Origin of the sequence: Acrocarpospora corrugata (genome assembly GCF_009687845.1) — a bacterium.
GTDB lineage: Bacteria > Actinomycetota > Actinomycetes > Streptosporangiales > Streptosporangiaceae > Acrocarpospora > Acrocarpospora corrugata.
The window spans coordinates 1-20,562 of record NZ_BLAD01000036.1 but is presented as its reverse complement, the minus strand read 5'-3'; the positions used below and the strand labels follow the sequence as shown (position 1 = coordinate 20,562).

Here is a 20,562-nt window from a genome sequence, read left to right as displayed (position 1 = left end):
AACTCAGGAGGCGGTCAGGCGCTGGAGGGCCTGGCGGACCTTCTGGGGGTCGGTGGTGCGCCAGTACGGAGGGAGGGAGTTCAGCAGGAAGGAGCTGTAGCGGGCGGTGGCGAGGCGGGGGTCGAGGACGGCGATGACGCCGCGGTCGGTGGTGGAGCGCAGGAGGCGGCCTGCGCCCTGGGCGAGCAGGAGGGCGGCGTGGGTGGCGGCGACGGTCATGAAGCCGTTGCCGCCCTTGGCGGCGACATGGCGCTGGCGTGAGGAGGAAAGGGGGTCGTCGGGGCGGGGGAAGGGGATGCGGTCGATGATGACGAGGGTGAGGGAGGGGCCGGGGACGTCGACGCCCTGCCAGAGGGAGAGGGTGCCGAACAGGCAGGTGGCGGGGTCGGCGGCGAACTTCTTGACGAGCTGGGAGGTGGAGTCGTCGCCCTGGCAGAGCAGGGGGACGGTGAGGCGGTCGCGGAGGGCCTCGGTGGCGGCCTTGGCGGCGCGGGTGGAGGAGAAGAGGCCGAGGGTGCGGCCGCCGGCGGCCTCGATGAGTTCGGTGATCTCGTCGAGGTAGGCCTCGGGGAGGCCGTCGCGGCCGGGCTGGGGGAGGTGCTTGGCGACGTAGAGGATGCCGCTGCGGGTGTGGTCGAAGGGGGAGCCGACGTCCAGGCCGGTCCAGCCGTCGGAGCCGAGGCCCCACTGGGCGGCCATGCCGTCGAAGGTGCCGCCGAGGGCGAGGGTGGCGGAGGTGAGGATGACGGTCCGGTCGCCGAAGAGTTTGTCGCGGAGCATGCCGCCGACGGAGAGGGGGGCGACCCGCAGGGTGGGCGGGACGCGGCCGTGGCCGGCGTCGAGCCAGACCACTTCGGCGCGGTCCACCTCGGAGTCGCCGCCGAACGCGTCGAGCATGCGCTGGGCGGTGTCGTGCACCTCGTCGAGGGCGTTGAAGGCGGCCTTGCGCAGGCTGGAGTTCTCGGGGTTGTCCTTGTCGGCGTGGCGGGAGCCGAGGGCGGTGATGCAGCCGAACGCGGCGTCGCGGACCAGGGCCAGGGACATGCCGAGGGACTGCGGGAGGTCGTCGATCCGGCCGGCGGGCGCGACGGCGAGGAGGGACTGGAGGTCCTCGGCGGCGGACTGGAGCCGGTCGGCCACGCCCTGCTCGATCAGCCGCCCGGCCCGGCGGGCGGCGATGCCCACCCCGGCGTCGGAGAGCTCGTCGGTGACGACGGAGGTGACCCGGTCCACCAGTTCGTGCGCCTCGTCCACCACGACCACGTCGTGTTCCGGCAGGACCGCGAAGTCCTCCATCGCGTCGATGGCGAGCAGCGCGTGGTTGGTGACGACCACGTCCACCAGCCCGGCGCGTTCCCTGGCGAGTTCGGCGAAGCATTCGGCGCCGCTGGGGCAGCGCTGCGCGCCCAGGCACTCCCGGGCGGTCACCGAGAACTGCCGCCAGGCCTGCTCGCTGACGCCGGGCACCAGCTCGTCCCGGTCGCCGGTCTCGGTCTCCTCGGCCCATTCCTGGATCTTCTGCACCATCCGCCCGGTGGCGCTCACCTCACGCGGGTCGAACAGCTGGTCGCCCTCGTCGTCGGGCATGCCCACGGTGGCCTTGTAGCGGCACAGGTAGTTGCGCCGCCCCTTCAGGATGGCGAATTCCGGCCGCTTCGGGAGCTCGGCCGCCAGCGCCTCGGTCAGCCGGGGGAGATCGCGGTCCACCAGCTGCCGCTGCAGCGCGATGGTGGCCGTGGACACCACCACGGCGTGCTCGGAACCGGCCGCGTGCCGGATCGCGGGCACCAGGTAGGCCAGCGACTTCCCGGTGCCGGTGCCTGCCTGAACGGCCAGATGCTCGGACTTCTCCAGCGCGTCCCGCACCGCTCGCGCCATCGCCACCTGCCCCGGCCGCTCGGCGCCGCCGAGCTCCTTCACGGCGGTCGTGAGCAGGTCTTCCACAGATGGCAGGTCGGTTTTCGGCACGGGGAAAACCGTACCCGCTGGCACTGACATCCGTGTCGTGTTATCGGTCCGTGACCGATGGACCACATCCCGAAGTTCGGGAGTCCGGGATCGGGATCCCATGGCACACTGGCCCGGCGGGCACTAGGTCAAAGACGATCTACCTCGGGTGTTCTGGTGATGGTCCGGCAAGGCCGGAATACGCGTTTCGGTAGTGTTTCTAGAGGTCGAGTGGACGGATAAGGGCAGGTAAAGGCACTATGTCTCTCATGTCGGAAGTCGTCCCGCTGCCGTCGTTCGGCGAGGTTTTCTTTGACGCTAGAGGTCAGGACCGTGTTTTGCGTGTCACCTGGCATGAGGGAACGCTCGTGCTCAGCCTCTGGCGCGGCGAGATGTGCACGGCCAGTTTCCGCATGCCCATGGACGATGTAGGGCGTCTCCTGGAGACCCTCGACGTCGGCTACGCGGAGGCCGGCGGGGCGGTGGAGGCGCCACAGGCCAACGTCGTGGACGCGACCGGGCCGTTCCCCCAGCCCGAGCTGCTGGAGGACTATCCCGGCACAGGGCAGTACTCTCGGCCGGGCCCCGGCGGATACGAGCAGGGCTACCAGGACACCCCGGCGTACGGCCAGCCCGCCCCCGTCCCGGCCGCGCTCGGCCCCAACGACGTGCTCGTCGCCCGGGGCAACCCGAACCGGGACCGCCTGGTCGCGGTCGACTCGGGCCCCCAGCGGGTGCCGGTCCCCCGGGAGCGCGAGGCCCCCCGCGAGCAGATGCCGTACGAACCGACGGCCCCGGCCGAGCCGGTCTACCAGTTCCCCTCGCCCATCCCGGGCCGCCCGGCCTACCGCTTCGACCCGGAACCCCAGCCGGAGCCGCAGTACCAGCCGGAACCGCAGTACCAAGAGGTCCAGTACCAGGAACCCCAGTACCCGGACCCGCAGTACCCGGACCCGCAGCAGTTCCCGGACCCGTCGCTGTACCAGACCTACCAGCCGGAGCCCCGCTACCCGGAGCCGCAGTACCAGCAGGAACTTCAGTACCACTACCAGCAGGAACCCCAGCCGCAGTACCAGGACCCGAGGGACCCCCGGTACCAGCAGCAACAGCAGCAGCCCCCCCAGGTGGACCCGAACGACCCGCTCGGTCTCGGCCCGGTGGCCAGGCCGTACGTGCCGCCGGAGCAGATCTACGCGACCGGCGAGCGGCTCCGCCCGCCGGACCGCGACGACCAGCGGGACTGGTGAGGGGCCGCCGGGCCTGACCGGATCCGGCACGTTACGATGATCGCCTGATGGACGCGATCTCGGCACTCCAGCTGCTTCTGCTGCCCGCGGGCGCGCTCGCCGTCGCCGGGTTCGCCCGCCGGATGGACTGGAGCGCGCCGCTGCTGCTGGTGCTCGCCGGTCTGATCGTCTCGGTCATCCCGGGTGTGCCCGCGTACAACCTCAGCCCGGAACTCGTGCTGCTGGTCTTCCTGCCGCCGCTGCTCTACTCGGCCGCGCTGGACAGCTCCTATCTGCGGCTGCGTGAACTGAAGCGCCCGATCATGCTGCTGTCGGTGGGCCTGGTGCTGTTCAGCGCGCTGGCCATCGGCCTCACGGCGTACCTGATGATTCCCGGCCTGGCGCTGGCCGCGGCGCTGGCGCTGGGCGCGATCGTGGCCCCGCCTGACGCGGTGGCCGCGGCGGCGATCGGCCGCAAGCTGGGCCTGCCCCGGCGGCTGATGACCCTGCTCATCGGGGAGAGTCTGTTCAACGACGCGACCGCGCTGACCGTCTACCGGGTCGCGGTCGGCGTGATCGCGGGCGGCAGCGCCGGTTTCCTGTTCGGGACGGGCCAGTTCCTGTACGCGGCCGGGATCGGCCTGCTGATCGGCATGGTCATCGCCTATCTGGCCGGCTGGGTGCTGACCAGGCTCACCGACGCCCTGGTGGCGAACGCGTTCTCGCTGCTGATCCCGTATGTCGCTTACCTGGCCGCCGAGGTGGTGCACGCCTCCGGCGTGATCTCGGTGGTGATCGTCGGGATCTATCTCGGCCACCAGATGAGCAACACCGCCTACGGCACCCGGCTGCTGTCCCGGGCCGTCTGGCAGGTGGTGGACTACCTGCTGGAAGCGATCGTGTTCGCGCTGATCGGCCTCCAGCTGCTCCCGCTCATCGAAGGTCTGGCCGGCCAGAACCCCTGGCAGGTGGCCGGCTACGCGGTCGTTCTGTTCCTGGTCGCCATCACCTCCCGGGTGCTCTGGCTGGTTCCCGGCACCTACCTGCCCTGGCTGGTGTCCAAGAAGATCCGCGGGAGCGAGGACCGGGTGCCCTGGCCGCACGTCGTGGTGGTGGCCTGGGCCGGGATGCGCGGCGTGGTCTCGCTGGCGGCGGCGTTCGCGCTGCCGCACACGAACCTGCCGCAGCGCGACCTGCTGCTGTTCCTGACCTTCGCGGTGGTGATCGGCACCCTGATCATCCAGGGCCTGTCGTTCCCGTGGCTGATCAGGAAGCTGGGCGTCAGCAACGCGCAGGAGCGGTTCCAGGACAATCTGACCGAGGCGGCGGCCCAGCAGGCGGCCGCCGCGGCCGGTCTGGCCCGGCTGGACGAGCTGGTCGCCGAGGGCGTGCCGGACGTGCACGAGCAGGTGGTCGAGCAGCTCCGCACCCGCTCGGAGCGGGTCGCGCTGCAGGCGTGGGAGCGGCTCGGCGGCGGCACCGGGCAGGAGGGCGAGGAGACCCCCTCCACGGTTTACAAGCGGCTGCGCCGCGAGATGCTCGCCGCCGAGCGTATGGTGTTCATTCAGATGCGCAACCAGCGCCGGATCGACGACGAGGTGCTGCGCCGGGTGATGGCCGAACTGGACTTCGAAGAGGCGATCCTGGAGCGCGACTAGCCCATCAGATTGTCGTCGTAGCACCAGCGCCAGGACTCACCCGGTTCGTACGAGGCCATCACGGGATGGCCGGTTTCCTTGTAGTGCGCGGTGGCGTGCCTCCCTGGCGAGGAGTCGCAGCAGCCGATGTGCCCGCAGTTCAGGCAGCGGCGCAGATGGACCCAGCGCCGCCCCTCCTTCAGGCACTCCTCGCAGCCTTCTGGCGTGTTGGCCGGCGGATCACCGGCCGCTATCAAATGCTCACAGATCCCCATGGCCCCGATAGTACGTCCAGAGCATTATTCCGATTTGGCAACCACCTATTGATGCGGCGGGACCCCCGGGAGACTCTCGCTTCACAGGGTGAGGAGCCTCCATGTTGGAAGTCCGCAACCTCGAAGTTGTCTACGACGATGTGATGCAGGTCCTGCGCGGCGTCAGCCTGCGCGTGCCGGAGGGTTCCGTCGTGGCGTTGCTTGGCGCGAACGGCGCCGGCAAGACGACGCTGCTGCGGGCCCTGTCGGGCCTGCTGGACGTGCACGACGGCGTGATCGCCAAGGGTTCCGTGCTCCTGGACGGCGAGCCGATCCACGGGCTGCGCCCGGCCCAGGTGGTCCGGCGCGGGATCGGCCAGGTGATGGAGGGGCGGCGGATCCTGGCCGAGCTGACCGTGGAGGAGAACCTCCGGGTCGGCGGCCACACCGCGCGCCGCGACCTGGCCGCCAACCTGGACCGGGTATACGGGCTGTTCCCGGTGCTGAAGACCCGCCGCAAAGGCGTCTCCGGCTATCTGTCCGGCGGCGAGCAGCAGATGCTGGCGCTGGGCAGGGCGCTGATGTCCGGCCCGCGCTACCTGCTGCTGGACGAGCCGAGCCTGGGCCTGGCCCCGACCCTGGTCCGGCAGATCAGGGACCTGATCGCGGAGATCAACAAGCAGGGCGTGACGGTGCTGCTGGTCGAGCAGAACGCCCGGATGGCGCTGTCCATCGCCGCGCACGGGTACGTGCTGGAGACCGGCAAGGTCGTCATGGACAAGCCGGCCGCCGAGCTGCTCGCCGACGAGGACATCAGGGAGTTCTACCTGGGCCTCGGCGCGGAGGGCGCGGCCCGGTCGTTCCGCGACGTCAAGCACTACCGGCGGCGGAAGCGGTGGCTGTCGTGAGCGTGCTCTCGGTCCGCGACGTCGGGCTCTCCTTCGCCGGGGTGACGGCCATCGACGGCGTCTCCTTCGACGTCGGCCCGGCCGAGCTGCTGGCGGTGATTGGGCCGAACGGCGCGGGCAAGACCTCGATCTTCAACGTGCTGTCCGGCGTGTACCGGCCGCAGCGCGGCTCGGTGCGCTTCCTCGGCCAGCCGATCCTGGGGCTCCGGCCGCACCGCATCGCCGCCATGGGCCTGGCCAGGACTTTCCAGAACGTCGAGCTGTTCCACAACCTGACCGTCCTGGACAACCTGATGCTCGGCCGGCACTGCCATTTCCGGTACGGCACGCCGGCCGCCCTCCTGTGGCTGGGCCGCGCCCGCCGGGAGGAGCTCGCGGCCCGCGCCAAGGTCGAGGACATCATCGACTTCCTGGAGCTGGCCGCCTGGCGCCGCCACCCGGTCCGGCTCCTGCCGTACGGGATCCAGAAGCGGGTGGAGCTGGGCCGGGCCCTGGCGATGGAGCCGAGGCTGCTCCTGCTGGACGAGCCGGTGGCCGGGATGAACCTGGAGGAGACCGAGGACATGGCCAGGTTCGTCCTCGACATCCGGGACGAGCTGGGCATTCCGCTGGTGCTGGTGGATCACGACATGGGCCTGGTGATGGATCTGGCCGACCGGGTGCTGGTGCTCGACTTCGGGCGGCAGGTGGCGCTCGGCACCCCGGCGCAGGTGCAGCGCGATCCCAAGGTAATCGAGGCGTATCTGGGGGAGACATGACGGTTGCCACGCGGACGGCCACCACCTCGGTGGTGACCCGGGTCCGGGATCGCGCGCTGGCCACGCCCGGCCGGGTGGCGCTGCGCGAGAAGGCGTTCGGGATCTGGCAGGAGGTCGGCTGGGCGCAGTACTGGGAGCAGGTCGAGCTGGTCGGGCACGCGCTGCTGGCGCTGGGCGTGGAGCCGGGCGACCGGGTGGCGGTGCACGCGGAGAACCGGCGCGAATGGCTGTACTCCGACCTCGGCATCGTCGCCGTCCGCGCCGTCACTGTCGGCCTATATCCGACAAATCCGGCGGCGGAGGTCTCCTACCTGCTCGTGCATTCCGGAGCGAAGATCCTCATCGCCGAGGATCAGGAACAAGTCGACAAAGCCCTCGCCGTCCTGGACGAATGCCCGGAACTTGAGCACATCGTCTATATCCAGCCTCGCGGGATCACCAGCTACCACGACCATCGGCTGATCTTCTGGCGGGACTTCCTCGAACTCGGGCGTAGCCACCGCGACGACCACCCCGGCGCCGTCGAACGCCGGATGGCCGGATCCCGCCCCGGCGACCTGATGACCCTGATCTACACCTCCGGCACCACCGGCCCGCCCAAGGGCGCGATGCTCACCATCGCCAACGTCGAGTTCGCCGTCACCACCCTGGTCGGCGTCGCGGAACCGCCGCCGTCCCCGCGCGACCTGGTCCTGTCCTACCTGCCGCTCTGCCACGTCGCCGAACGCGCGTTCACCGTCTGGTTCAACGCCGCCGCCGGTGTCCAGGTGAACTTCGCCGAGTCGATCGAGACGGTGCCCGCCAACCTGCGCGAGGTCCAGCCGACCATCCTGTTCGGCGTGCCCAGGATCTGGGAGAAGGTCCTGGCCGGGGTGAACGCCAGGCTCGACTCGGCGTCGCCGGTCAAACGGCTGGTGCTGGGCTTCTGGCTGCGGGTCGCGGACCGGATCGGCGACACGCTGACCCGCACCGGAGGGCGGCACACCACGGCCACCCGCACGGCGTACGCGATCGGCTGGCTGTTCTGCTACCGCTCGCTGCGGGAGCGCCTCGGCCTGCGCCGGGTCCGCTACGCGGCCTCCGGCGCCGCGCCCATCGCCCCCGCCGTGCTGAAGTTCTTCATGGGGATCGGCGTGCCCATGCACGAGGTGTACGGCATGACCGAGAACTCCGCCGTGGCCACCGGCAACCGTCCCGGCCGGGTCCGCCTGGGCACGGTCGGCGAACCGCACGAGGGCGTCGAACTCCGGCTGGACGAGTTCACCGGCGAGATCCTCACCCGGCACCCCGGCAACTTCGCCGGCTACTGGCGCGACCCCCGGGCCACGGCCGCCGTGCTCGACGAGGACGGCTGGCTGCACACCGGCGACGTCGGGGTCTGGGTCGAGGACACCCACATCAAGATCACCGACCGGATGAAGGACATCCTGATCACCGGCGGCGGCAAGAACGTCGCGCCGTCGGAGCTGGAGAACGCGCTCAAGGCCTCGCCGTACGTCAAGGAGGCCGTGGTCGTCGGCGACCGGCGGCCCTACCTGGCCGCGCTGATCGGGATCGAGCTGGAGACGGTGGGGGAGTGGGCCCGCCGCCGCGGCCTCCCCTACACGACCTACCGGGACCTGTCCGGCAAGGCCGAGGTGCGGGAACTCGTGCAGGGCGTCGTCGACGCGGTCAACACCCGCTTCGCCCGCGCCGAGCGGATCAAACGCTTCGCCTTCCTGCCGAAGGAACTCGGCCACGAGGACGGCGAGCTCACCGCCACCCAGAAGGTCAGGCGCGGCGCGGTCGCCGCGCTGTTCGCGGACCTCGTCGAAGGGCTGTACCGATGATCGAGACGCTGGTCCGCGGCCTGGGCAACGGCTCGGTCTACGCGCTGCTCGCGCTCGGCTTCGTGATCATCTACAAGGCCACCCGGGTGATCAGCTTCGCTCAGCCCGCCTTCATGATCGCCGGAGCCGTCGCGGTCAGCTACCTGGCCGAGCTCACCGGCTTCTACCTGGCCGTGCTCTGCGCCGCGCTGCTGGTCGCCGGGATAGCCCTGGTCATCGAGCGGATCGCGATCCGGCCGATGGTGGGCCGCCCGGTCTTCGTCATCGCGATCATCAGCCTCGGCATCGACGTGGTGGTCCGCGTCGTCGCCAACGGCTTCATCGGCACCGACGTGCGCCAGGTCGGCGACCCGTGGGGGTTCTCGCTGGTCACCGTGGCCGGGGTCGCCGTCCAGCAGCGCTGGATCGCGATGTTCCTGACCGCCGCCGTCCTGGTCGGCCTGCTGTTCCTGTTCTTCCGGCACACCCGGTACGGCCTGGCCATGCGCGCCGCCGCCTACGACCAGGAGACCGCGCTGGCCCAGGGCGTCTCGGTCGGCATGGTGTTCGCGCTCTCCTGGGGGCTGGCCGGCGGGCTGGCCGCGATCGCCGGCACCTTCGTCGGCACCGGCCAGGGCGTGGACCAGCTGACCTGGATCATCGCCCTGAAAGCGCTCCCCGCGATCATCGTCGGCGGGCTCGACTCGCTCGGCGGCGCGGTGCTCGGCGGGCTGGCGATCGGGGTGGTGGAGTCGCTGGCCCAGTCCTACCAGGGCGAGGTGGCGCCCTGGCTGGGGCAGAACTTCGCGGTCGTGACGCCGTACGCGGTGATGCTGGTGGTTCTGCTCGTGCGGCCGTACGGACTGTTCGGCACCCCGGAGGTTGAGCGGGTATGACACATACCGACCGGAAGGTACGGATCTGGGGGAGGCCGCTGCTCTACACCTCCTACGCGCAGGACATGGCCCTGTTCGACACCCGGGCCAAGAAGCTGTGGTGCGGCGGCCTGGTGCTGTTCGCGCTGGCCCTGTCCCAGGTGCTGGTGGACCACACGCTGGAGCTGCTGGCCACCGCGCTGGTGGCGGCGATCGGCGCGATCGGGCTCAATCTGGTCACCGGCTACGCGGGGCAGGTCTCGCTCGGGCACGCGTTCTTCCTGGCCATCGGCGCGTACACGGCGGCGGCCCTGTCCGGCGATCCGGCCGGCCGCACGCTCGGCTTCGGCGTCACCAACCTGCTGATCTGGCTCCCCGCGGCCGGGCTGGTGGCCGCGCTGGCCGGGGTGCTGGTGGCGCCGCTGGCCACCCGGCTGCGCGGGCTCTACCTGGCCATCGTCACGCTCGGCCTGGTCTTCCTGGGAGAGCACGTCTTCAAGGAGTGGGACGACCTGACCGGCGGGCCCGGGGTGGGCCGTCCGGCGGCGGCGCCGGAGCTGTTCGGCTGGCGGCTGGACCGGCCGGGGCCGCTCGGGTCCCGGGAGCAGCAGCTCTACCTGCTGGTCCTGGTCGTGCTGGTGGTCTTCGCGGTCGGCGCCAGGAACCTGGCCAGGTCCAGGATCGGCCGGGGGTTCGCCGCGATCCGGGACAGGGACATCGCCGCCGAAGTCATGGGCGTGCCACTGACCAGGTACAAGGTGCTCGCGTTCGGCGTGTCCTCGTTCTACGCCGGCTGCGCCGGGGCCCTGCTGTACACGGTGAGCGGCGGCTACTTCGAGGCGGGCTCGTTCAGCCTGCTGCTGTCGGTGCAGTACATCGCGATGGTGCTGATCGGCGGCGTGGCCACGGTCTCCGGGTCGATCGCCGGCGCGCTGTTCATCACCCTGCTCTCCCCGGTCACCCGGGAGCTGCCCGCGCTGCTGCCGTTCATCAGCGGCGACTCCACCCAGACCCCCAACGTCTTCCAGGTCGAGACCGTGCTCTACGGCCTCCTGATCATCGTGTTCCTGGTCTTCGAACCGCGCGGCCTGTTCGGCCTCTGGCTGCGCGTCCGCACCTACTGGAAATCCTGGCCGTTCTCCTACTGAAAGGGGCGACATGAACAGGTACATCGCGATCGGGGCGGTAGCCGTGCTGCTGCTGACCTCGTGTGGAGTCGTCCGGGGGAACGAGGAGGAGGCCACCGGCGGCCCGGTCACGGCGGGAGTCACCCGCGAGCCGTGCCCGAAGGCGGTCGACCAGGCCAAGGGCTGCATCTACCTGGGCACCGTCTCCGACCTCACGGCCGGGCCCTTCGCCGCCCAGGCCGTGCCGATCACCAAGGCCCAGTCGGTGTTCTGGGCCCGGGTCAACCAGGCCGGCGGCGTCGGCGGCAAGTACGAGGTCGACGTGGACACCTACGTCCGCGACAACAAGTACAACCCGGAGACGCACCGGCAGGTCTACAACGAGATCAAGGACAAGGTGCTGGGCCTGGCCCAGACCCTCGGCTCGCCGACCACGGCCGCGATCCTGGACGATCTCAAGGCCAACAGCATCGTGGCCGCGCCGGCCTCCTGGACGTCGGCGTGGGAGTTCGAGGACGTGATCCTGGAGAGCGGCGCGCCGTACTGCATCGAGGCGATGAACGCGGTCGACTACGCGGTGGAGACGTACCAACCGAAGGCGATCATGGCCGTCTACTATCCAGGCGACTACGGCGCGGACGCCGCGGCGGGCGCGAAGATCGCCGCCGAGAAGAACGGCGTGGCGTTCAAGGCGGTGGAGACGCCGTCAGGGGCGACCGCGCAGGGCGGCGCGATCACCGCGATCACCAAGGAGAAGCCGGACGTGGTGATCGTCACCACCGGCCCCGCCGACCTGGCCGCGATCGTCGGCCAGAGCGCCGCCGCCGGATTCAAGGGCCGGTTCATCGGCACCGGGCCGACCTGGAACGTGGCCCTGGCGCAGAGCCCGGCCGGGCCCGCGCTCACGGCACTGTACGAGCAGTCCGCCCCCGGCAAGCCCTGGGGTTCCGACACGCCGGGCCACAAGGCGATGCGGGACGCACTCGGGGCGGTCACTCCCAACGACGGGTACACCTCCGGCTGGGCCTGGTCGTACCCGATGAAGGCCGCGCTGGAGAAGATGGTGGCGGGCGGTGACATCAGCCGGGCGGGCCTGCTGGCCGCCGTCAAGTCGCTGACCACCGTCGACTACGAGGGCATGCTGCCGCCGGAGGCCGGAAACTACTCCGGTGACCCGAATTCGGCGGTGTTCCGGCAGACCCTGATCAACAAGGTGGACCAGGCCGCCCCGACCGGCGTCACCACCAGCAAGGACTTCTACACCGGACCGACCGCCCAGGCGTACACGCTGGACGGGCCCTGCTTCACGAAACTCTGACCGGCCGGCGGCGGGCCGGCCGTAATGGCGGGCCCGCCGCCATCGGGATCCGTGCATTAGAGTCGCGGGCATGCGACTTCTCCCCGTCTTCACGCTCTCTCTGGCAGGAATTCTGGTCACTGGCTGTGGCGCGATCGAGGAAGTCACCGGAGCCGCTCAGAAGACCCAGCAGTGCATCGAGGCCGCCGGCATCGTCACCGAGACGGTCTCCAAGATCACCAGCGTGGCCTCCGATCCGGCCGCGGTGGAGAAGGCACTCAACGACGGCGCGACCAAGCTGACCACCCTGGCCGACGACGCGGCCAACACCTCGCTCAAGGAGGCCGCCGACGGCGTGGCCGCGAAACTGGACGGATACAACGTCCAGGACGCCAACGACGCGGTCGACACGCTGCAGAAGGTGGCGACGGACTCGATCGCGTGGGTGGACACCCTCACGAAGGCATGCGCCTGAATACCTAGGGGAAATGTGGTGAAATATCCTATTTCCCATGGAAGGCAATGAGCCTGACCCCCGCTTCACTCTCGCCAACGAACGCACGTTCCTGACCTGGCTGAGCACCTCGCTCGCGCTCTGCGCGGGCGGGGTCGCCATCGCTGCCCTCCCCGAGAACCTGTTCGTGCCCTGGGTGCGCACCATGCTCGCGCTGGTGCTCGTCACCCTCGCCGCGTTCGCCGCCCTGGCCGCCTACCCGCGCTGGCGCCAGATCCAGCGCGCCCTGCGCCGCGCCGAACCCCTCCCGCCGCCCCGCCTCGCCCCCGTCTTCGGGTACGGCGTCGCGCTGGTCGCCCTCCTCGCCCTGGTGTTGATCGTCGTCAGCGCATGATCGGCGGTCCCGGCCTCCAGAGCGAACGCACCCGGCTGGCCTGGGTCCGCACCGCGACCGCGCTGGCCACCCTCGGCCTGGGCGGCGGCGGCGCGGCCCTCCGCCACGACGCCGGCCCGGTGACCGGCGTGCTCTTCCTGCTGGCCGCGCTGACCGGAGCCGTGCTGCTGGCCAGGACCGGCCTCAGGTTCCAGCGGGTGCAGCGCGCGCTGCGGGACGGCCTGCCGCTGCACGACACCTTCGACGCGCTGCTGGCCTGGGCGGGCACGCTGGCCGTGGTCGCCGGATCCGGGTCGCTGGTCGTCACGCTTTTCTGAATATTTCAGGAGCTGTCCTGCGGCGATACGCCGCGGACGTGTGGGTTCCCCGAGCCCGTCGCTAGGGTGCCGCCCATGCGAACCCTCTCCCTGGCGCTCCCCCTGACGCTGCTCGCGGCCGTCCTGGTCGCGGGTTGCGCCACCCCGGTGACCGCGCCCGCCCAGCCGCGCGCCGACCTGCCCAAGGAGTGCTCGGAGGTGCCGATCCTGATCGGCGGCAAGCTGTCGGAGTTCAGCGCCCTGGCGGAGAAGCCCAAGGAGCTCAAGGCCAGCATCGCCGGCGCGGCCACCGAGGTCGCGGCGAAGGTCGCGGGCATCGAGGACGCCACCATCAAGGAAGCCGTGCAGACTTTCGCCGACGAGCTGAAGAAGATCGAGGTGACCGACCGCGCGTCGGCGGTGGCCGCCACCCAGACCGCGATCGCGGGCGGCACGGGCAGCATGGAGAAGGTGGCGAAGGTCTGCGTCTAGCGCCGGCCGTACGCAAAACGCCCGGGGCTGCGGTGCCCCGGGCGTTTCACCGAAGAGTGACCCCTTCCCCTGGGTTCTCTTCTAGTACCAATTGTGCGACCTAAAGTGGCCCCACGCACCACATGGTGAGCCATATCGGCCCTTAATGTATTTCAGCCCCCAGCGAATCTGGGTCCGCGGGTTGGACCGCCAGTCCCAGCCGACCAGGCCCATCTTGTCGCCGGGCAGCGCCTGCGGGATGCCGTACGCGCCGGACCAGCGGTTGTAGGCCAGATGGTTCCAGTTGCTCTCCCGGGTCCACAGGCTGTCCAGGCAGCGGAACTGGTCGCTCGACCAGAGCCGCCGGCTGACCAGCCGCGACGCGAAGGCCCGGCTGCGGACCCGCATCGACACCGGGTGGCTGAGCCGTTTCACGCCCAGCCGGGCGGTGGTCTGCCAGGTGCGCTGGTGGATCCTCCACTCCCCGTAGTGATCTGCCCCGGTCCGCTCGGATCTACTCCCGGCGTGCGCCGCGGTCGAACCTAGAGCCGCCACCGCGAGTACCGCCGCGGCCGTGGTGGTGCGCATGGCGCGCTGTCTGTCCAAGACGCTCCTCTTCTCCGGGTCGCGTGCGGAGCCGGGCGCACAGGTGCGCCCGTACGCGGACCGCGCCCATGGCGTGGGCGTGGCCGTCCGCTCGGCCATGCGCCGGACTCCTTCTTCCGGCGGCTCCGCGACGGGTCCATAGCGCGGATTGAAGTACGCCGACCCGGCCTCCCGGGCCGAGTTCGACACGCTGCGGGCGGATGTTTGCCGAGCAGAGGCCGAACACGTGCCGTCTCGCGGGGCCTGCCAGGCGAGGCCCGAAGACGATCAAGGCACTGGCCGACCGGAAGATGATCCGCCCATGGGGTTTGAGATCCGGGCCCGGGGACGAGCACGGGACACGCCTCCGGAAGCGAAGGCCGAATCATGTTCTGGGTAGAGTCGGCCTATGAGCATCCTTGGCATTCCTGTGACCACTCTGGCCGGCGTCCCGACGACCCTCGGCGAGCTACTCGGCGGCAAGGCCGCCCTGGTGGTGAACGTCGCCTCCCGCTGCGGCCTCACCCCCCAGTACGGCGGTCTGGTCCAGCTTCAGGGCGCCTACGGCGAGCGCGGCTTCACCGTCGTCGGCGTGCCGTGCAACCAGTTCATGGGCCAGGAGCCCGGCTCCGCGGCGGAGATCCAGGAGTTCTGCTCCACCACCTACGGCGTGGACTTCCCGCTGCTGGCCAAGACCGACGTCAACGGCGCGGACCGGCACCCGCTCTACCTGGAGCTGGTCGGCGACGGCGGCGACATCCAGTGGAACTTCGAGAAGTTCCTGGTGAACGCGGACGGCGAGGTGGTGGCCCGGTTCGCGCCGAAGGTCCAGCCGGACGACCCCGAGCTCGTGTCGGCCCTGGAGAAGACCCTCTGACCTGGGTCAACTGTTAGTGATCTTTAGGTGAAGCGGGCGCGTCCCGCCGGATTCTTCCGCTGACTTCACCGTGGAATAGGCCATGTGACCCGAATGCGGGGCTCAGCACATAAGGCGCCGGGGAGTCGGACATGGCCGCACAAAATAAGATCACCATTCTACTCGGAGCGGCCGTGGGCGTCGCTCTGAGCGGATTTACCATCACCGCCGCGGCGAACGCGGCGGCACTACCCACCACCGGGTACCTGGCGGCAGCGATCGCCCAGCCGTACCCGCCCACGCCGCCGCCAGGGGGCACCTTCATCGAGGGCTACTCCGACGGCTACGCCGCCGGATACGCCTCGGGCTACTCCGACGGTGACGCGGAGGCGGGGGCGACCGCCGCGACGGCCGGAGCCGCGGCCGGAGCCGCGGCCGGCCGCCCGGGCAGTTACGTCGCCGGCTGGCTGCTGGGCTGGCGGGACGGTGCCGCGGCCGGCTTCCGGGACGGCCTCTTGGGCCGCGACCCGAACCCCAAGTCGACCTGCCAACCCGCGAAGCCCTGTGACTACAAAGACAAAGAAAACAAGAACGACAACAAGAACGAAAACGAAAACAAGAACGAAAACGAAAACGACGCCGAGGATCGCGACCGCGGCGCCGCCGCCGCCGTGGTGCGGCCGGTAGTCCTGAACGGCGACTTCGGTCCCCGCGGGGACCGTGGCGACCACGGCGACCACGGCGACCACGGCGACCACGGCGACCAGGGCGGTCGTGGCCGCCACCATGACGTGGACCACCACGACCTGGGCGATCACCACAACCACGGTGACTACCACGACCTGGATCCCCGTGACTTCGTCGACGGCGGCGGCGACTACGGCGACATCATGGACTTCCGTGACTCCGGGCCCTTCATCGGACCCGGTGGCCGGGGTCACGCGGGCGGGGTCGGCACCGGCCCGTCCGGGCCGCAGCTGCCGTGGACCGGCGCGCCCGTCGGCGCCGTGGCCGCGATCGGCGGCGGCCTGCTCGCCGCCGGCGTCACCGGCACCCTGATCGCGGTCCGCCGCCGCCGGACGACCGCAGCTGAGTAAGACCAGTGAACAAACGCCGCCTGCTGGCGGGCATCGCGATCATCGGCGCGGTGCCCGCCCTGGCCACCGGGTGGTCGGCCTACCTGGGGCTGACCACCTGGCACCACCTCACCCAGACCCGATCGGCGCTCGCCGGGGCCCACGAGGACCTCTCGGCGGCGCTGACTCCCGCCCGGCCGAGCGCCGGGCGGGTGTCGTCGCTGGGTTCACTGTCGCGGGCGCTGGCGGAGTCGCTGCCGGCCCTCGCCGCGGCGCTCGCGGACGCGCGGGCGCACGCGGCGGCGGCCCGGCAGCACACCGGCGGCGCCGACTGGGATCTGCTCACCCATCTGCCGCTGGTGGGGGACCAGGCGGCGGCGGTCCGGGGGATCTCCCGGGCGGCCGACGAGCTGACCGCCGCCCTGGACGAGCTGCAGCACGTCCTGGTGGCCATGAAGGGCGTGGACGCGAGCGGCATCCGCGGCCTGTCGGAGCTGCTGACGAAGCTGACCGGCATCGACGTCGGCCGGGTGGTGGACCGGGCCAGGATCCGGCTGGCCAGGGCGCGGGCCGAACTGGCCCGGGTGCCGAGCACCGGGATCGGGTCGATCGACTCCGCGCGGGCGAACGCGATCCTGGAGATCGACCAGCTGCGCCGGTGGGTCGACAAGGCGGCCGTCGTCGCCACGATTCCCGCGCTGTTCGGGCGGACCGAGCCCAGCCGCTACTTCCTGGCGTTCCAGACCAACGCCGAGGCCCGGGGGACCGGCGGGCTGGTCGGCGCCTTCGGCATCCTGTCGGCCGGTGGCGGCAAGCTTTCGATCGAGAAGCTGGCGGCCAACACGGGGCTGGCCAACACGACCACGCCGGTGACCGATCACGGGCACGCCTTCCTGGCCCGGTACGGCCCGAGCGCGCTGGAGCTGCTGTCCAACTCCAACCTGTCGCCGCACTTCCCGTACGCGGCCGAGACGTGGACCCGGCTGTGGCAGCGGCAGACCGGGCGCCGCCTGGACGGCGCGATCGCGACCGACCCGGTCGGCCTGGCCCGGCTGCTCGGCCTGGCCGGACCGGTCACGCTGCCCGGCGGTGAGCAGGTCACCGCCGCCAACGTCGTCGATCTCACCGAACGGGCGGCCTACGCCCGCTATCCGGACCCGATCGAGCGCAAGCGATTCCTGGTCACCATCGCGCGGACGGTGAGCGACGCGCTGACCAACCTGTCCGGGGCCGACGCCCTGCCGGTGCTCTTCCAGCTGGTGGACGAGGGACGGCTGCGGATCTGGAGCCGGCACGAGGCCCAGCAGGCCCGGCTCGCCGCGACCCCGCTGGGCGGGACGCTGCCGCCGTTCCGGGGCCCGTACGCCGGTCTGGTGGTCAACAATTCCGGCGGCACCAAGCTCGACTACTACTTGGACCGCGAGCTCCATTACGACCTCGGCGCGCGGGAGGGCGACGCGCGCACCAGCCGGGTCCGGATCAAGCTCACCAACGACGTGCCGGGCGGCGATCTGCCGAAATACGTGACCTACCGGATGGACGCCAAGGAGAATCAGCCGCCCGTCGGCACGAACCGGCTCTGGGTCTCCTACTACGCGCCCGTCGGCGCCAGCCTCCAGGCGGCCAGGATCGACGGCGCGCCCGCCGAGATGATCATGGAGACGGAGCGGACCCACCCCGTCTACTCCAAGCTGATCGAGATCGGCCCGCGCAAGAGCGTGACCATCGAGTTCGAGCTGCGCGAGCCCTACAGCGAGGCCCGGCCGAACATCCCGGTCCAGCCGCTGGTGCGCCCGCAGCGTTCCACCGTCACCTGCGCGGGCCGCAGCTGCCCCTGATGATCAGCTGGGTCGGCAGGGTGACCGTGCGCGGGCGGCGGCCCTGGCGCATCACCAGCTCCGCCGCCCGGTAGCCGATGTCCTGGGCCGGCTGCGCGACCACCGTCAGCGGGGGCGCGCACAGCTCGGCCCACGGCACGTCGTCGAACATGACCAGGGACAGGTCGCGCGGGATCCGCACGTCCAGTTCCCTGGCGGCCAGCACCGCGGCCTCGCCCAGCATGTTGTCGCCGGTCAGCACGGCCGTGATGTCCGGCCGCCGCTGGAGCAGCCCGGCCGCGGCGGCGTACGCGGAGTCCCGGCTGGCCCGCGCGGGCGCCACCAGCTCCTCGTCCAGCGCGTCCCCGACGGCGGCGCGGAACGCCTCCATGCGGTACGACTGGCCGTGCCGGGCCAGGAAACCGATCTTGCGGTGGCCGAGGCCGGTCAGGTATTCGACCGCCGTACGGACCCCGGCCCGGTCGTCGGCGAGCACGGCCGGGACCTCGTCCAGCACCCGGCGCTGGCCGGGGGCGGGGTCGCGCCAGACCCGCCGGTCGGCGAAGACCACGCTCAGCCCGGCCCGGAGCGCGGGCGCCCACATCTCGCCGTCCCCCGACGGCACCGCGATCACCCGGTCCATGCTCTGCTCCAGCAGCGCGCCGACCAGGTCGGCCTCCTGCTCGGGGTCGTCGCCGGTGACGCCGATGGTGACCGGCTCACGGTAGGAACGGGCGCAGGAGAGCACGCCGTCGGTGAGGCGCGCGTAGAAGCTGTCGGTGATGTCCGGCACCAGCAGCGCGATCCCGCCACTCCGCTGCTGGCGCAGGTTCCGGCCGAGCGCGCTCGGCCGGTAGTCGAGTTTGGTGGCCGCGTCCAGCACCCGTTCCCGGGTCTCGGCGCTCGCCGATCCGCCCGACAGGACCCGCGACACCGTCGCCACCCCGACCCCGGCCATCTCCGCGACGTCCTTGATGGTGATACGGCGCTGCACTGGACTTCCCATGGAAACGATTCCATCAGGATTCCATCGTTACCGCCAGTCTCAACTCGATAACGGGAATGTCATGACAGGCGCAAACTAGGGGAATCGCTTGACAGGGATGTCCGGTTCGGGTGAGATGCATGAAAACGTATCCACTTTTCCCCTAGTGGAGACCGGCTTCGGGGGTTCCGTGCCGGTCCTCGGGCAGCGTTAAGGACTGGCATGGCATCTATCGTTCTGAGCAACGTCGACAAGATCTACGCGGGCGGCGTGAAGGCCGTGAACGGCCTCAACCTTGAGATCAAGGACGGCGAGTTCATGGTCCTCGTCGGCCCGTCGGGATGTGGCAAGTCCACCGCCCTGCGGATGATCGCCGGTCTTGAGGACATCAGCGGCGGCGAGATCTCGATCGGCGACCGGGTGGTCAACCACCTGCCCCCGAAGGACCGGGACATCGCGATGGTGTTCCAGAACTACGCCCTGTACCCGCACATGACCGTCGAGGAGAACCTCGCCTTCGGTCTCAAGCTCCGCAAGATGCCCAAGGCCGAGATCGCCAAGCGGGTCAACGAGGCCGCCAAGATGCTGGGCCTGGAGCAGTACCTCAAGCGCAAGCCGGCCGCCCTCTCCGGCGGTCAGCGCCAGCGTGTCGCGATGGGCCGCGCCATCGTCCGCGAGCCGCAGGCCTTCCTAATGGACGAGCCGCTCTCCAACCTGGACGCCAAGCTCCGCGTCTCCATGCGCGCCTCGCTCAACCAGCTGCACGAGCGCCTCGGCGTCACCACCGTCTACGTCACCCACGACCAGGTCGAGGCGATGACCCTCGGCGACCGCGTCTGCGTGCTGCGCGACGGCCTGCTCCAGCAGGTCGACACCCCGCAGAACCTGTTCGACGCCCCGGTCAACCTGTTCGTGGCCGGCTTCATGGGCTCGCCGTCCATGAACTTCGTCACCGCCGAGATGGTCAGGGACGCCAACGGCGCCGCCGTGTCCTTCGCCGGCTACAAGCTGCCGGTCCCGGACTCCACCTTCGCCGAGAAGCCCGGCCTCGACCGCTACATCGGCAAGCGCATCATCCTCGGCATCCGCCCGTCCGACTTCGAGGACTCGGTCGCCGCCAACGGCAACTCCACCGGCTGGGTGCGCATCCCCGTCCGCGCCAACGTGACCGAGGAACTCGGCTCCGAGATCAACGTCCTGTTCACCATCGACGCCCCGCCGGTCGAGCACAAGGACACCGTCGCCGCCGCCAACGACGGCGACGAGGAAGAGGTCACCCTCCCGCTGACCGGCGACAAGTCCCTCTGGACCGCCCGCGTCAACGCCCGCAGCCACGTCCGCCCCGGCCAGAACATCGAACTCGTGGTGGACACCCACAACCTGCACTTCTTCGACGTCGAGTCGGGCCTTTCGATCGGCCACGAAGCGAACATCGGCCGCTAAAGACCAGCTCCTCAGAACGAACCCTCGCCGTCTCCCCCCTCCGACGGCGAGGGTTCTGTGCTTATGGCCGCGCCTCCGGCTCGGCGGGCTTGGCCGCTGGGGAGCCTGTGTCTTCCCTCCTCTCTCCGGTCGCTGCGCTCCCTGCGTTCGTCAGTCCAGACACAGGCGCGGCCAAGCCGGGACATATGACTTATGGGGCGGGGGTGGCGGGGTGGGGCTCGTAATCTTTTCGGTGGGGGTGCCGGATGGGGTTTCGGGTTTTGTTTGTTTGTACGGGGAATATTTGTCGGTCGCCTATTGCGGAGTGTTTGGCGAGGGCGGCGTTGGGGGCTGTGCCGGGGGTGGAGG

The 20,562-nt window shown here is 70.5% G+C and carries 21 protein-coding genes; 17 read left to right on the top strand and 4 right to left on the bottom strand.

Translation table 11 applies throughout. From position 1 onward, the window contains the following. Positions 1-3 precede the first annotated feature (3 nt). Positions 4-1,998 (bottom strand): ATP-dependent DNA helicase, encoded by a 1,995-nt coding sequence (locus Acor_RS01885; protein WP_155334746.1) that lies wholly within the window; start codon positions 1,996-1,998, stop codon positions 4-6. Between the two features lie 317 nt (positions 1,999-2,315). Between Acor_RS01885 and Acor_RS01880 the strand changes: the two genes are divergently transcribed. Further along, a complete protein-coding gene (locus tag Acor_RS01880; RefSeq protein WP_155334745.1) occupies positions 2,316-3,194 on the top strand; it encodes a hypothetical protein in 879 nt (292 codons plus the stop codon). A gap of 47 nt (positions 3,195-3,241) precedes the next feature. After that, positions 3,242-4,831, top strand: coding sequence for a Na+/H+ antiporter (locus Acor_RS01875; protein WP_155334744.1), 1,590 nt, complete (start codon positions 3,242-3,244; stop codon positions 4,829-4,831). Here the strand turns inward: Acor_RS01875 and Acor_RS01870 are convergent. Beyond that, positions 4,828-5,085 (bottom strand): ubiquitin carboxyl-terminal hydrolase 14, encoded by a 258-nt coding sequence (locus Acor_RS01870; RefSeq protein ID WP_155334743.1) that lies wholly within the window; start codon positions 5,083-5,085, stop codon positions 4,828-4,830. The two genes, Acor_RS01875 and Acor_RS01870, sit on opposite strands and share 4 nt — an antisense overlap. Positions 5,086-5,186: 101 nt before the next feature. Here Acor_RS01870 and Acor_RS01865 point away from each other — a divergent pair, with 101 nt between their 5' ends. The 10 genes from Acor_RS01865 (at position 5,187) to Acor_RS01820 (ending at position 13,473) form a co-directional block, all read left to right on the top strand. Next, positions 5,187-5,972 (top strand): ABC transporter ATP-binding protein, encoded by a 786-nt coding sequence (locus Acor_RS01865; RefSeq protein WP_155334742.1) that lies wholly within the window; start codon positions 5,187-5,189, stop codon positions 5,970-5,972. Continuing rightward, complete coding sequence (locus Acor_RS01860; protein ID WP_155334741.1) at positions 5,969-6,730, top strand: ABC transporter ATP-binding protein; 762 nt, start codon at positions 5,969-5,971, stop codon at positions 6,728-6,730. Before Acor_RS01865 ends, Acor_RS01860 begins: the two co-directional genes overlap by 4 nt. After that, a complete protein-coding gene (locus Acor_RS01855; RefSeq protein WP_155334740.1) occupies positions 6,727-8,559 on the top strand; it encodes an AMP-dependent synthetase/ligase in 1,833 nt (610 codons plus the stop codon). The genes Acor_RS01860 and Acor_RS01855 overlap by 4 nt, the downstream gene beginning before the upstream one ends. Next, the gene (locus Acor_RS01850) at positions 8,556-9,434 is read left to right on the top strand and encodes a branched-chain amino acid ABC transporter permease (protein WP_155334739.1); all 879 of its coding nucleotides are present in this window, start codon (positions 8,556-8,558) and stop codon (positions 9,432-9,434) included. The genes Acor_RS01855 and Acor_RS01850 overlap by 4 nt, the downstream gene beginning before the upstream one ends. Beyond that, a complete protein-coding gene (locus Acor_RS01845; RefSeq protein ID WP_218034087.1) occupies positions 9,431-10,561 on the top strand; it encodes a branched-chain amino acid ABC transporter permease in 1,131 nt (376 codons plus the stop codon). Before Acor_RS01850 ends, Acor_RS01845 begins: the two co-directional genes overlap by 4 nt. Before the next feature lie 10 nt (positions 10,562-10,571). After that, positions 10,572-11,858 (top strand): ABC transporter substrate-binding protein, encoded by a 1,287-nt coding sequence (locus Acor_RS01840; RefSeq protein WP_155334738.1) that lies wholly within the window; start codon positions 10,572-10,574, stop codon positions 11,856-11,858. Positions 11,859-11,928: 70 nt separating this feature from the next. Next, positions 11,929-12,312, top strand: a complete 384-nt coding sequence (locus tag Acor_RS01835) for a hypothetical protein (protein WP_155334737.1) — start codon at positions 11,929-11,931, stop codon at positions 12,310-12,312. Between the two features lie 37 nt (positions 12,313-12,349). After that, positions 12,350-12,685 carry a YidH family protein gene (locus tag Acor_RS01830; RefSeq protein WP_155334736.1) on the top strand — a complete coding sequence of 112 codons (336 nt, stop codon included), beginning with the start codon at positions 12,350-12,352 and terminating at the stop codon, positions 12,683-12,685. Then, positions 12,682-13,002 carry a DUF202 domain-containing protein gene (locus Acor_RS01825; RefSeq protein WP_155334735.1) on the top strand — a complete coding sequence of 107 codons (321 nt, stop codon included), beginning with the start codon at positions 12,682-12,684 and terminating at the stop codon, positions 13,000-13,002. Before Acor_RS01830 ends, Acor_RS01825 begins: the two co-directional genes overlap by 4 nt. A gap of 75 nt (positions 13,003-13,077) precedes the next feature. Further along, complete coding sequence (locus Acor_RS01820; RefSeq protein ID WP_155334734.1) at positions 13,078-13,473, top strand: hypothetical protein; 396 nt, start codon at positions 13,078-13,080, stop codon at positions 13,471-13,473. A gap of 81 nt (positions 13,474-13,554) precedes the next feature. On the opposite strand, the gene Acor_RS43030 is transcribed toward Acor_RS01820, so the two are convergent. Continuing rightward, positions 13,555-14,058 carry an aggregation-promoting factor C-terminal-like domain-containing protein gene (locus Acor_RS43030; protein ID WP_218034086.1) on the bottom strand — a complete coding sequence of 168 codons (504 nt, stop codon included), beginning with the start codon at positions 14,056-14,058 and terminating at the stop codon, positions 13,555-13,557. 388 nt (positions 14,059-14,446) lie between these two features. On the opposite strand from Acor_RS43030, the gene Acor_RS01810 reads away from it, so the two are divergent. The 3 genes from Acor_RS01810 to Acor_RS01800 all read left to right on the top strand — a co-directional run bounded on the left by Acor_RS01810 (position 14,447) and on the right by Acor_RS01800 (position 17,807). Continuing rightward, entirely contained in the window at positions 14,447-14,914 is a 468-nt protein-coding gene (locus Acor_RS01810) for a glutathione peroxidase (RefSeq protein WP_155334733.1), read from the top strand. Between the two features lie 173 nt (positions 14,915-15,087). Next, positions 15,088-15,990 carry a hypothetical protein gene (locus Acor_RS01805; RefSeq protein WP_155334732.1) on the top strand — a complete coding sequence of 301 codons (903 nt, stop codon included), beginning with the start codon at positions 15,088-15,090 and terminating at the stop codon, positions 15,988-15,990. A 5-nt stretch (positions 15,991-15,995) separates the two neighbouring features. Then, positions 15,996-17,807: a DUF4012 domain-containing protein gene (locus Acor_RS01800; RefSeq protein WP_155334731.1), complete on the top strand. Its 1,812-nt coding sequence runs from the start codon at positions 15,996-15,998 to the stop codon at positions 17,805-17,807. Here Acor_RS01800 and Acor_RS01795 read toward each other — a convergent pair. After that, positions 17,779-18,792 carry a LacI family DNA-binding transcriptional regulator gene (locus tag Acor_RS01795; protein WP_155334730.1) on the bottom strand — a complete coding sequence of 338 codons (1,014 nt, stop codon included), beginning with the start codon at positions 18,790-18,792 and terminating at the stop codon, positions 17,779-17,781. The genes Acor_RS01800 and Acor_RS01795 overlap by 29 nt on opposite strands. A gap of 201 nt (positions 18,793-18,993) precedes the next feature. Here Acor_RS01795 and Acor_RS01790 point away from each other — a divergent pair, with 201 nt between their 5' ends. Together Acor_RS01790 and Acor_RS46095 are read left to right on the top strand one after the other, a co-directional pair. Then, positions 18,994-20,214 carry an ABC transporter ATP-binding protein gene (locus tag Acor_RS01790; protein ID WP_155334729.1) on the top strand — a complete coding sequence of 407 codons (1,221 nt, stop codon included), beginning with the start codon at positions 18,994-18,996 and terminating at the stop codon, positions 20,212-20,214. Positions 20,215-20,459: 245 nt separating this feature from the next. Further along, positions 20,460-20,562: arsenate reductase/protein-tyrosine-phosphatase family protein (locus Acor_RS46095; protein WP_479688455.1), on the top strand; the 103-nt coding region annotated here is incomplete at its 3' end.

What these genes read in the sequence shown, in the direction of transcription:
- Acor_RS01885 (WP_155334746.1), bottom strand. Translation starts at nt 1,998, where the DNA reads ATGTCAGTGCCAGCGGGTACGGTTTTCCCCGTGCCGAAAACCGACCTG.
- Acor_RS01875 (WP_155334744.1), top strand. Translation starts at nt 3,242, where the DNA reads ATGGACGCGATCTCGGCACTCCAGCTGCTTCTGCTGCCCGCGGGCGCG.
- Acor_RS01870 (WP_155334743.1), bottom strand. Translation starts at nt 5,085, where the DNA reads ATGGGGATCTGTGAGCATTTGATAGCGGCCGGTGATCCGCCGGCCAAC.
- Acor_RS01865 (WP_155334742.1), top strand. Translation starts at nt 5,187, where the DNA reads ATGTTGGAAGTCCGCAACCTCGAAGTTGTCTACGACGATGTGATGCAG.
- Acor_RS01855 (WP_155334740.1), top strand. Translation starts at nt 6,727, where the DNA reads ATGACGGTTGCCACGCGGACGGCCACCACCTCGGTGGTGACCCGGGTC.
- Acor_RS01850 (WP_155334739.1), top strand. Translation starts at nt 8,556, where the DNA reads ATGATCGAGACGCTGGTCCGCGGCCTGGGCAACGGCTCGGTCTACGCG.
- Acor_RS01845 (WP_218034087.1), top strand. Translation starts at nt 9,431, where the DNA reads ATGACACATACCGACCGGAAGGTACGGATCTGGGGGAGGCCGCTGCTC.
- Acor_RS01840 (WP_155334738.1), top strand. Translation starts at nt 10,572, where the DNA reads ATGAACAGGTACATCGCGATCGGGGCGGTAGCCGTGCTGCTGCTGACC.
- Acor_RS01835 (WP_155334737.1), top strand. Translation starts at nt 11,929, where the DNA reads ATGCGACTTCTCCCCGTCTTCACGCTCTCTCTGGCAGGAATTCTGGTC.
- Acor_RS01830 (WP_155334736.1), top strand. Translation starts at nt 12,350, where the DNA reads ATGGAAGGCAATGAGCCTGACCCCCGCTTCACTCTCGCCAACGAACGC.
- Acor_RS01825 (WP_155334735.1), top strand. Translation starts at nt 12,682, where the DNA reads ATGATCGGCGGTCCCGGCCTCCAGAGCGAACGCACCCGGCTGGCCTGG.
- Acor_RS01820 (WP_155334734.1), top strand. Translation starts at nt 13,078, where the DNA reads ATGCGAACCCTCTCCCTGGCGCTCCCCCTGACGCTGCTCGCGGCCGTC.
- Acor_RS01810 (WP_155334733.1), top strand. Translation starts at nt 14,447, where the DNA reads ATGAGCATCCTTGGCATTCCTGTGACCACTCTGGCCGGCGTCCCGACG.
- Acor_RS01795 (WP_155334730.1), bottom strand. Translation starts at nt 18,792, where the DNA reads ATGGGAAGTCCAGTGCAGCGCCGTATCACCATCAAGGACGTCGCGGAG.
- Acor_RS01790 (WP_155334729.1), top strand. Translation starts at nt 18,994, where the DNA reads ATGGCATCTATCGTTCTGAGCAACGTCGACAAGATCTACGCGGGCGGC.